The organism is Rheinheimera sp., from assembly GCF_036568245.1.
Taxonomy (GTDB): domain Bacteria; phylum Pseudomonadota; class Gammaproteobacteria; order Enterobacterales; family Alteromonadaceae; genus Alishewanella.
This window is the reverse complement of sequence record NZ_DATCSY010000184.1, coordinates 1-11,347: the sequence shown is the minus strand read 5'-3', so window position 1 is coordinate 11,347 and position 11,347 is coordinate 1. Positions and strand designations below refer to the sequence as shown.

General features: G+C 50.0%; 9 protein-coding genes and 1 pseudogene. 9 read left to right on the top strand and 1 reads right to left on the bottom strand.

Translation table 11 applies throughout. The features are described from left to right. The 9 genes from VIN66_RS08395 to VIN66_RS08355 form a co-directional block, all read left to right on the top strand. Positions 1–592: endo-1,4-beta-xylanase (locus VIN66_RS08395; RefSeq protein WP_331923557.1), on the top strand; the 592-nt coding region annotated here is incomplete at its 5' end. Next, a complete protein-coding gene (locus tag VIN66_RS08390; RefSeq protein WP_331923556.1) occupies positions 585–1,658 on the top strand; it encodes an acyltransferase family protein in 1,074 nt (357 codons plus the stop codon). The genes VIN66_RS08395 and VIN66_RS08390, both read left to right, overlap by 8 nt. Beyond that, positions 1,652–3,082, top strand: coding sequence for a lipopolysaccharide biosynthesis protein (locus tag VIN66_RS08385; protein WP_331923555.1), 1,431 nt, complete (start codon positions 1,652–1,654; stop codon positions 3,080–3,082). Before VIN66_RS08390 ends, VIN66_RS08385 begins: the two co-directional genes overlap by 7 nt. 1 nt (position 3,083) lies before the next feature. Beyond that, a complete protein-coding gene (locus VIN66_RS08380; protein WP_331923554.1) occupies positions 3,084–4,379 on the top strand; it encodes a VpsF family polysaccharide biosynthesis protein in 1,296 nt (431 codons plus the stop codon). A 223-nt stretch (positions 4,380–4,602) separates the two neighbouring features. After that, on the top strand, positions 4,603–6,000 hold the full coding sequence (locus VIN66_RS08375; protein WP_331923553.1) for an undecaprenyl-phosphate glucose phosphotransferase: 1,398 nt from the start codon (positions 4,603–4,605) through the stop codon (positions 5,998–6,000). A gap of 12 nt (positions 6,001–6,012) precedes the next feature. Continuing rightward, positions 6,013–7,212, top strand: coding sequence for an outer membrane beta-barrel protein (locus VIN66_RS08370; protein WP_331923552.1), 1,200 nt, complete (start codon positions 6,013–6,015; stop codon positions 7,210–7,212). 8 nt (positions 7,213–7,220) lie between these two features. Then, positions 7,221–7,736, top strand: coding sequence for a polysaccharide biosynthesis/export family protein (locus tag VIN66_RS08365; RefSeq protein WP_331923551.1), 516 nt, complete (start codon positions 7,221–7,223; stop codon positions 7,734–7,736). Between the two features lie 2 nt (positions 7,737–7,738). Beyond that, entirely contained in the window at positions 7,739–9,901 is a 2,163-nt protein-coding gene (locus tag VIN66_RS08360; protein ID WP_331923550.1) for a polysaccharide biosynthesis tyrosine autokinase, read from the top strand. A 12-nt stretch (positions 9,902–9,913) separates the two neighbouring features. Next, entirely contained in the window at positions 9,914–10,660 is a 747-nt protein-coding gene (locus VIN66_RS08355) for a tyrosine-protein phosphatase (RefSeq protein ID WP_331923549.1), read from the top strand. Here VIN66_RS08355 and VIN66_RS08350 read toward each other — a convergent pair. After that, positions 10,657–11,347: pseudogene (locus tag VIN66_RS08350) on the bottom strand (hypothetical protein); the annotation flags it as partial. The gene VIN66_RS08355 and the pseudogene VIN66_RS08350 sit on opposite strands and share 4 nt — an antisense overlap.

Genomic DNA, 11,347 nt, shown 5'->3' with positions numbered 1-11,347 from the left:
ACACAATAAAGAGTTTGGCCTGCGCTCTGGCCCGTGGTTCCGCGCAATGGGGCCTGGGTATATCAAACGGGCTTTTGATGTAACTGCACGTACAGATCCAACTGCTAAACGTGTACTGAATGAAGCCTGGCTGGAGCGTGCCGACCATTGGGGGCGGGGCCTTAGAGCGGCATTTTTGCCGATGCTTGATCAGTTGCTGGAACAGGGCACACCCATTGATGCGATAGGGTTGCAATGCCATCTGGCGCCGGGCAATCTTGATATGGAGGCCTTTTTACAACTGGTAGAACAGATCCGGCAGCGCGGACTGCCAATTTATATCACTGAGCTGGATGTTAATGATCAGATATTCGCCGACGATATTGCAGAACGTGATCAGCAAGTTGCCGGGGTATATTCAGATTTTCTGCAGGAGATGCTGCAACAACCCGGTATTGAAATTATTCAGACCTGGCAGTTAAGTGATAAATATTCATTCTATCAGGGACGACAGGAGCGCCAGGTCAGGGTGTTACCCTTCGATCGCGAGATGCAGGCAAAACCTGCTTACCATGCTGTCGCTCAGGCTTTGGCAATACAAGGAAATGACTAACTTGTCTGTTACAGTGCCGGTTGAGGCGAGGCTGAGTTCGAAGCCTCATTACAGCCATATTGCGCTGGCGCGGGGAATCAGTATTGTACTGGTTGCCTTTGGCCACAGCGCGTTGGCTGACATGTATATTGCGGCCGATGCTTTAGGCGTGGTCAGAATGCCATTTTTCTTTTTGCTGGCCGGGCTGTTCTTTACACCTGCGGCTAATCGGCTGCATTACTGCCGGAAAAAAAGCATAGTGCTGTTAAGTCCGTACTTTTTCGTACTGACGGCCATAGGGATAAAACAATGGCTGTCTGGTGGTGATTTGCTAAGTTATATCTCCGGTATGTTGTACGGTAACGGCCAGACCATTGCCTGGACACCTTTGTGGTTCCTGCCACATTTGTTTTTATTATACTCACTGGCTGCGCTGACAATTGGTCACGCAGCATTTCAGCGTTTACAACGCTGGCAGCAATACCTGTTTACAGTGGTGTGGCTTGTTGTCGCCGGTATAGTGTTAAATAGTCTGCAGTTGCATTTGTTTAGCAGTGCTTCCGGTTTGATGCATACCGGCCTGCCATGGGGGGCTGATTTTGCACCGGTGTCACTGGGCTATTTTGCGCTGGGTTACCTGCTGCGGCAGCAGTTTGTGCAGGCAGAGTTTAACCTGACACAACTACTAGGGTTTACTGCAGTGTTCTGTCTGCTGGTTTATCTGTTAAATGCCGCGGTGGATTTTAACTTACGGCTGTATACGCCGGCGCTGCTGTTACCCGCCATTATTTTGCCTGGCTGTTTTATGCTGCTGCAATTTGCATTATTGCTAAGCCAGGTGCCGCTGCTGAACAGCGCATTTACGCTGTGTGGCCGTTACAGCTTGTATATTTTAATTTTTCACGTGTTTTTCCAGCAAATACTCAGCCGCCACTTAGGTAGCGCTATGCTATGGCAACAATTTGCCGTGCTGCTGGGCAGCATTGTTTTCTCGGTCGTGGCTGGGTGGTGTATACGCAGAGTTGTGTTGCTGCGCTATTGTTTTGAGCCGCTTAACACGCGTATTGGAGTAACACGGCAATGCTGATTTCTAATACGCTGAAGTATCTGCCATCGCAGGTGCTTGCGCCGTTATCACAGTTTCTGTCGATTATCCTCTGGACCTATTTTGCTGATGAGAAATTGATTGGTTATATCACCCTCATCACGGCATTTCAGGAACTGGCAATGGCGATGTTCGTAAACTGGTGGATGCATTATGCCATGCGGGAGTATGGCCATTTTAAGCAACAGCAGCAACTGAGCAGTTTCTGGCAAACATCGCGCTGTGTCATCGGCGTTTCCTCGATGATTATGGTAACAGCTGCCGTGCTGAATCTGATGCTGTTTGTTGATAGCAGCGCCAGCTTAACGGTGTGTTTATTAGTTGCACTCTATGCGGTATTCAGGGCCCGTAATAATTTTAATGCTGCGATAGCGTCACTGGAGCAGCAGATCCTGCGTTATTCCATCCTGACCAGCGCCGGGCCCTTTGTCGGACTTTTTATCGGCGTAGCGCTGTTGTATCGGTTTGGCAGTGATCCGGTATACCCGTTGTTAGGTTATGTACTGGGCGAAATGCTGGCGGCGCTTTTGGCACACCAGCGTCAGCACATCAGGTTTAGCTGGCGGCCGGACTATCAAACGGTTAAGCAAGCACTGCATTATGGTTCACCAATGATAGGTGCAGCACTGTGTGCCTGGCTTATCCTGCAATACCCGCGCTACTTTATTGCCGGGAGTTTAAGTCTGGAACAGGCGGGGCTTTACGCGGTAGGTGTGGGACTTGGCCTGCGCATTGCGTCGCTGATCACTATGATGGTGACGCCTGCCGCATTGCCATTGTTGTTTAAACTGGTGCACGAACAGGGGCAACAGGCCGCCGTAGCACAGCTGCAGCATAACCTGCTGCTGCTGTTAGTGGTGTTGTTACCGGGCCTGCTTGGTCTCTATGCCATCATGCCGGTTTTGGTGCCTGTGCTGGTGGAACAGCGCTTTGTCGACGCGACGTTACAGGTTATGCCGTGGGCATTGCTGGCAGGGGGCATAGAAGCGGTTAAAAACGGTTATCTGAACCATTACTTCTTTATTCATAAAAAGACGGCCAGCATTTTTATTTACGACACTGCAATGGCGGCCGCCGTAGTCGCATTATGCTTTTTCATGGTGGACTACTTTGGTATACAAGGTGGCGCCATGGCCACTGCCGCAGCGCTGGCTGCCGGTATAGGCGGAATTTTACTGTGGCTGGTGTTAAGTTCCAGGGTACGTCTGCCGTACCTCAATATATTAAAAACGGCGCTTGCCGCAACGGTGATGTTTCTGCTGGTTGACAAAGTATCTGCCGCTGATGCAGTCAGTGCACTGGCGCTGAAGATTTTTGTTGGCGCGCTGTCATACACTGCACTTATGCTGCTGATGTTCAGACAAGATATCAGTGGCCTGATACGGCTTCGTCATTCTGCGGGTTAATATGCCAGATAGTTTTCAGCGTAATATGCTAATGCCTGCTCCGCAGCTCAGTTTACTGGTATTGGCGCTGGCGATAATCGCCTTGTTCAGTTTATCGGGCAATGTGTTGTACCTGTTTGGTATTTCTTATGACTCTCCCGGTGGCAGCCCGCTACAAAAAATCCACCCTTCGAGCTACCTGTTGCTGTTAAGTATCATGGCGTGGGCAATGTACCGTAACGGCATACAGCAATTATATTCACTAACGTTGCTACGCAGCCATTTGTTTTTGCTTACAGCAGCTGCGTGTCTGTTGTTGCAGGACATTCTGCTTGGCCGGCCATTGTCATCGGCCATCGTCAGTTATGTTAGTGCAGCCCTTTTTGTCTTACTGTTAAAAGCACAAAGCCTGAAACGTTTAGCACAGCTTAAACAGTTATTGCTACTGCTGCTGTTTGCGAATGCGGCGGTTGGCGTATACGAATATTTAACCGGTGGCCTGATTGCACCGCTGGTCCTGACTGATATCAGCAGTGGTGAAGTTATCGACACATCACACTGGGGGCAGGTGCGTTCTGCCGGGCTGATGGGACATCCACTGACCAGTACTATGCTAAGTGGGTTCTTTCTGGTGTGTTTTTGCGCGCGCTTTTTGTTTGCCAGAGTGTCATTGGGGGAAAGCTTAACCGCAGCGATGTTGTTAGCTGCGTTGCCACTGTTTGGCGGGCGGGGCGCTATTCTGGCGTTTCTGATCGTAGTGATGTTGATGCTTATTATCAAAGGTGCGCAAAGTCTGCAGCGCCGGGCCATGTCGCGCCATGCACTGCTATATTTGCTGTGTTCGCTGCTGTTGCTGCCATTGCTGTCGTATGCGGCCTATCTGACAGGTTTTCTGGATCCTGTACTTAGCAGAATGGAAGATGATAACGGCAGTGCGTCAACCCGGCTGATTGCCATTGAAATTATGCTTGATACACCGCTGCTGAACTTACTACTTGGTGATGTTGACCGCAGTTTGTCGGCGAAGGTACTGCTGTATGGTTCGCGCTATGGTATTGAAATTGGCTGGATAGCGCTGATACTGACGTATGGCGCACTGTTATCCGGCTTTCTGCTGTATGCCCTTTATCTGAATCTTTGCCAGCTATATCAGCGATTGTCACCCTTGGTGATCTTCCCGTGGCTATATGCGTTTATTGCATGGAGTTCCGGCACGGGGATATCGGGTAAAACCATTATGCTAAGTGCAGCGCTGATAATGACTATTTTACTGTTTGTCGAAGACAATCAGTTCCGTCAGCGTGCTGTTGTCAGTTGACGCTATAGCACGCCAAGCTGAACAAAATGTGAATCAAATGTTTAATAAAGTATTAATTACGAGTGAAAAATTATAACCCAACAGGTTATAAATGTTCGTTTGTCACTGTTGTTGCTATCGCAGTAGTTTAGTAGCGATGCAGAATATCCGTGGTGTGCAAGGCTGCAGTCCGGCCCGGCACCCAACATATTCTGTGAAGCTGAACTAATGCGGAGCAGAAACCATGACTAACTCAATATTCCGTTATGAGCATTCGGGCTCATCAGTAGTATACCGGTTAATCGATCTGATGATTCTGGTAGCCGTATTTCTTAGCTGCTTGTATGTGTACCAGGTGCCTTTTGACAAAGAATACCTGCTGTTGCTAAGTGCTTCTCTGGCCATCTACTCTTACCTGGCGGAATCGGTGCAGTTGTACCGTTCCTGGCGCGCGGGCAGGTTCTCACGCATGCTGATGCATGTCGCCGTTATTCATACGGTGTCGTTCTTACTGATCGTCGCAGGCTTGTTCCTGTTAAAAGAAGCCGAAACATTTTCCCGTCTGGTGCTGGGGACATCCTATGTTGCCGGCTTGTCTGTGTTGATTCTGTGGCGCTTAGCTGCCAGGGCAATCAAAACCTGGCGTCGTAAGCGTGGTTTGAGCTTGCAGCAGGTAGCGATTATCGGGCTTACCCCTTCAGGGGTAGCACTGCGTGAAGAGATAGCGCAGCACATAGAGTTAGGTTTTAATTGCATAGGTTTTTTTGATGACCGTGCACCAGAACGGCTTGATGACTTACCAACCGAACATCTGCTAGGTGATGTTGAAGCTGCGGTGAAAATGGCGCGGCGCGGCAAAATTGCCAAACTGTACATCTGCCTGCCGATGATGGCGGAAAAGCGGATTGCAGACATTATCAGCCGGCTGGGAGACACCACCGTTGATGTATTGATGGTACCGGAATTTCTGCTGAAAAACCTGATGCACGCCCGCATTGGTAATATTGGCAACATAGATACGCTCAGTGTATTTGAATCGCCAATGTTCGGTTTTCAGAGCTTCTATAAACGTAGTTTTGACTTATTGTTTAGCAGCACCGTGCTGTTACTGATTTCACCACTTTTAATTCTGATTGCCTTGGCTGTTAAGCTTACGTCAAGCGGGCCTGTGTTATTTCGTCAGGACAGATATGGTCTGGATGGCAAAAAAATCGGTGTTTATAAGTTTCGCTCGATGAAAGTGATGGAAAACGGCGGTGCGGTAATACAGGCCAAACGTAACGACAGTCGTATTACACCGGTAGGCGCTTTTTTACGCAGGACGTCACTGGACGAGTTACCGCAGTTTTTTAATGTGTTACTTGGTGAGATGTCCGTGGTAGGCCCGAGGCCACATGCCGTTGCGCATAATGAAGAGTACCGCAAACAAGTGGCATTTTACATGTTGCGGCATAAAGTCAGGCCTGGCATTACCGGTTGGGCGCAGATAAATGGCTGGCGCGGTGAAACGGATACGCTGGAAAAAATGGAAATGCGGGTGAAATATGATCTGGACTATATCCGTAACTGGTCGCTGCTGTTTGATGTCAGCATCGTATTTAAAACAGTATTCAAAGGCTTTGTTGATAAAAATGCCTACTAACAGGATGTGTTAATGTCTAAACGCTCTGGAGTATGCCAGCCGCTGCTGGCATTACTATTTCTCAATAGTGTACCGCTGTCAGCTCAACAGTTGACGACAACGCCGATTAAAACCGCTTCGGGAGTTGATTTTACCCCGCAGCTGGATTTTGAAATGCGTCATGATGACAATATTGCTAACACAGCGGATAACGAACAAAGCAGCTGGATATCAGTACTGACACCCGAGCTCAGTGCGCAGTTATTGTCAGGCCCCAATCAGTACCGGGCGCTGGTTAAACTGGTATCAGGCAGTTACTTAAGCAGTAACGATGATAATTATCTCGATTGGCAGGCTCAGACGTCAGCGTTGCTAGAGCTATCAAGCCGTCATCGCTTAGACGTATCGGCAAGCTATGCCGGCGCCCACGAAGCCCGTGGCACTGGCATCACTGAAGGTCAGGGAAATCAGTTGTCTGAACCGGCAGAGCTGCGTAATTTTCGCCTGAGTGGCGCCTATGAATATGGTACGCAAAGCGGACGGGCGCAGTTGCGTTTATTCGCCGCTTACTATGATAAACAGTATCAGAATTATGAAGAGCTGACGCAGTTCAGGAATTACGACAGTACTAAGGTCGGTACAGAACTGTTTTATAACACCGGCGCCAGTACGCATTTACTGGCAGAAATTAACCAGGTGTACACCCGTTATGATCTGACAGATGTCACCGGCAGCCGGGACAGCGATACCACAAACTACCGCATTGGCGGGCGCTGGCAACCGACTGAACTGACGGCGGCTGAGCTGCGGATAGGGTACCAGAACCGTAAATTTGATAATCCGTTACGACAGGACTTTTCGGGCGTCGCCTGGGACATGACGTTACAGTGGGCGCCACTGAGTTATTCGCGTTTCAACTTAAGCACCGGGCGTCAATCAAAAGAGCCGGATACACAAGGTGACTTTGTCAAAGAAACCCACTACAGCCTGTTCTGGACTCATCAATGGCAGCCTTTGTTCAGTACCCGCACCGGTATCAAGCGGGTAGAGGATGACTACACTGGTTTTGACCGCAGCGACACGCTAATGCGATATCAGTTCAGTGGTCATTACTCTGTAATGCCAAAGCTACTGCTCGGCGCCGGGGTGGTGTTGCACCGCAACGATTCGACGTTAGACAACATCCGCTTTGATAAAAATGAAGTCTTTATCAATCTGCAATTAGCGTTATAAGGATCACTATGACGAAATACGTAATCGCCATATTGTTATGCTTGCTTGCCTGGCAAAGTAAAGCCCAGCAGCAATATCTGCTGGGGCCAGGGGATGTCGTCATCATTAAGGTATATGGTCAGGAAGATCTGGAATTGCAAACCAGACTGACAGACAGCGGCACCATAAATTACCCGTTTCTGGGTGAGTTACAGCTCACTGGTATGAGTATCAAGCAGGTTGAAGATGTCATTTATCAGGGCCTTAAAGGCGATTATCTGGTAGAACCGAATGTTTTTGTCGGCATGGTGGAATACCGTCCATTCTATATCCATGGTGAAGTTAAACTTCCGGGCGGTTACCCCTATCAGCCTGGCATGACAGTGAACCAGGCGATTGCACTGGCAGGAGGTCTGACCGAACGGGCATCGCGTGACAAGATCCTTATCTCCCGTGAAGGCCAAAAGAATCAGCATGAAAATGGCAACCTGAACAGCCGCATACTGGCGGGTGATACCATCACTATTGAACAGAGATTTTTCTGATTATGGCCGTAAACTCTACCCACACTCCGTTGGCGTCAGGTGAACAACTGGTTGACCTGACAAAACTTTTTGCAGCGATAGGCCGCTACAAATGGCGCATTATTTTGCTCGCCGTCGTCAGCGCAATTTGCGCCGCACTGATTGCACAGAACATGACGCCGATTTACCGCTCTACAGCAACCTTATTGATAGAGGCTCAGGCTGCCAGAGCAATAAAAATTGAAGAGGTGTATGGCTTCAACTCTTCTCAGGAAGAGTATTACCTTACCCAGTTTGAAATTTTAAAATCACGCTCTATTGCTGAGCGGGTGTATGACGAGCTGAGTCTGGCCGGTCATCCGGCGTTGCAGAGTAAACCAACGCTGTATCGCCAGGCGATGAACTTTGTCAAAACACAACTTGGTATAAAAAAAGAGACCATCACTGACAGTGAATTGAGCAGTGCGCTGACGCGAAAACGCCGGTTGGATGGTTTTAGCCGTAGCATTCAGGTAAGCCCGGTACGCAAAACGCAGTTAGTTAATCTTAGCTTTCAATCTTCTGATCCACGTTTGGCCCAATCTGTTGCCAATGCCATCGGTGATGCTTATATCGCCAGTCAGCTCGATGCCCGCTTAGGCATTACGCAAAAGGCGAACAGTTGGCTGGGCGGCCGGCTGGGTGAGCTGCGCGAGCGTTTGGAGCAATCAGAAGCCAGGCTCGAAGCGTTTCGTGCTGAGCATAATCTGGTCGACGTTGAGGGTGTTACAGCATTAGATGCCAGAGAGCTTGAGCGTCTGAACGAAGAGCTTACCGATGCACGGTCAAAGAAAACCAAAGCTGAGGGTTTTCTTGCCCTGGTCAGGCAGTTTGATCAGCATGATATCGCCGGGCTGGAAAGCTTGCCTGAAATAACGTCTCACCCGTCAGTACAAAATGTAAAGCGAGAGGTTATGGCGGTAGAACGCAAGTTCTCGGAGCTGAGCAAAGTCTATGGGCCTAAACACCCAAAAATGATTGCGGTTCAGGCTGAGTTACTGACGGTAAACAACAGCTTACGTCAGCAGATCGACAGGCTGATTGAAGGGATTGAAAAAGAAGCACAAAGTGCTGAGCGCCGACTGGCCGCGTTGGAGCAACAGTTTGATCGTAGTAAAACCGCGTTCTCCAGCCTGGGCTCGGTTGAGACTGACTATCGCAGGTTGCAGCGTGAAGTTGAAACCAATCAGCTGTTGTTTGAAAGCTTTTTTGCCCGGCAAAAAGAGACCGAGGTCACCGGCGATTTCGATGCGCCAATCGCCCGCTTTACCGACAGGGCAGTGCTGCCATCTGAGCCGGTGAAACCAAATAAAAAGATGATCGTCATGCTGACATTCGTCACAACCTTACTGCTTGGCACAGTGCTGGCGCTGTTGCAGGATGCCTTCAACGATACGATTAAAAATACCGCTGATGCGGAGCTGGAGTTGGCGCAATGTGCGTTGGGTTATTTACCCAGGAGCAAGAAAAAGAAAAATGAGCAACTGCGCAGTCTGGCCTATTTTGATCCTAAGCAGCGGCGCTACAGTGAGGCAGTGCGCAATATTCGTACAGCGATGTCCTTAATGGCACTGGATAAACCGCTGCAGGTGATTGAGGTAACCTCATCTCAGCCGCAAGAGGGTAAAACGACAGTCAGTATGAATCTGGCATTTGCTTATGCCGCGCTTGAGCGGGTCTTGCTGATTGACGCTGACCTGCGTAAACCAGCCGTAGGCGCCCGTTGCAAACTGCCAAGCTATCAGCCTGGTCTTGCTAATGTGCTGGCTAAGACTGCCACACTGGAGGAGTGTATCGTCAAAGATGTACAGGATGGTGTCGATGTGATGCCTGCCGGTGCAGTGCCGCTGAATCCGATGGAACTTTTGGCCGGTTCCGGCATGCAAAGCCTGTTGCAGCAGTTAAAAGGCCAGTATGACAAAATCATCATAGACACGGCGCCGGTGCAGGCGGTAAGCGACCCTCTGCTACTGGCACCGTTGGCAGATGCTGTTGTGCTGGTGGTTAAAGCCGAGCGCACACGCATTCCGGTGATCAAGCATACGTTAGGCCAGCTGCATCAGGCTCATGCCAGAATGTATGGCGTGATACTGAATCAGGTTAAAAGCGACAAAACGGAGCCTTACTATGGTAACTACGGCGGCTGAAGGCAACATATTATGATGTTTGACCTGCATAATCATATTTTACCGGGAATAGACGACGGTAGCCGTGACATGGCTGAGTCGCTGCAGTTGCTGCGTCTTGCTGCAGAGCAGGGCATCAGTCATATGCTGGCCACCCCTCACATTAACCCGGGCCGTTACGACAACAATGCTGCCGACATCAACGACGCTCTGGCCCGGTTGCGTCAGGCTGCCAGTGAGCAACATATTGACGTTAACGTTGCAGCTGCCGCTGAAGTGCGTATCAGCAGTGAAATGCTGCCGCTGGTTGAACAGGGCAAGCTACCATTTATCGGGCAATATCAGGGACGGAATGTCGTGTTGCTCGAGCTGCCGCACAGCCATATTCCACCGGGTAGTGATAAGTTACTGGCCTGGCTTGGCCGGAAAAATATCAGCGTTATGTTGGCGCATCCGGAGCGCAACCGCGATTTACTGGCTGCACCTGAACAAATTAAACCGTTTATTAAAGCCGGTTGTTTGTTTCAGTTAACGGCTGGTGCGCTTGACGGTGATATGGGGCCGGACGTTATGGCGCTGGCCCGGCATTGGTTAAAACAGGGGGTGTATCACATCATTGCCAGTGATACCCATTCGGTTAAACGCCGGCCACCGAAACTGGGACAGGCATTTGAGTATGTGAAACAGGTTCAGGGTGAAGAACAGGCACACCGGCTTTGCGTTAGCAATCCGGCCGAGCTGTCTGCGCCTGTATTCGAACGCGGCATGTTACTGAGTTAAAAAAAAGTATCAACGGTCTGCAACAGGTTGTAGTTGTCGTCTACCAGCCATAAGCTGCGCCATTTATCAAAGGTCAGGCATGGATGAGATGTGCTGAGCAGGACAATATCGCCAATATGGGGCTGGATAGTGCCGCTGTAGCGCCAGAACGCATGTTGATCCATTACTTTTATCGTCTCGCAGCCCTCAGGCTTGTCGCTTAGCAACTTACCATCGCGGTAAACCGCAATCGCTTGTGGCAAGCCTGCGTCAAAGGCCGCGTCACGTTTACCAAAGCCGAGCACCGCCAGGCCCGGTTCCGGCAGAGACTGCACATAAGTCGCCAACTCTAGCGCACTGGATAGACTGTCACCCAGACGACAGGCAAGATGACTGCGCGACATCACCTGTTGCTGCGCCTGTTCGTATATGCCTTTGTCATGGCTGATATAACAGCCCGGGCGAAGCACGATACGCATAGTATCGGGTAAGGTAGCTTTGTTAAGCTCAGTGGCAACAATGTCATACCAGACTGAGCCTGCGCCGCTTATCAGCGGTTGCTGGTATTTAAGCAGCTGTTGTCTGGTCAGCGCTTTCGCCAGCGCGGCAGCTCGCTGCACAAACTGGCGCACATCGCGCTCAGTATCATCACTTTTTATTACGCCTTCGTAGAACTCGATACCCGCCAGGCTCAGACCGGGCAGGGTA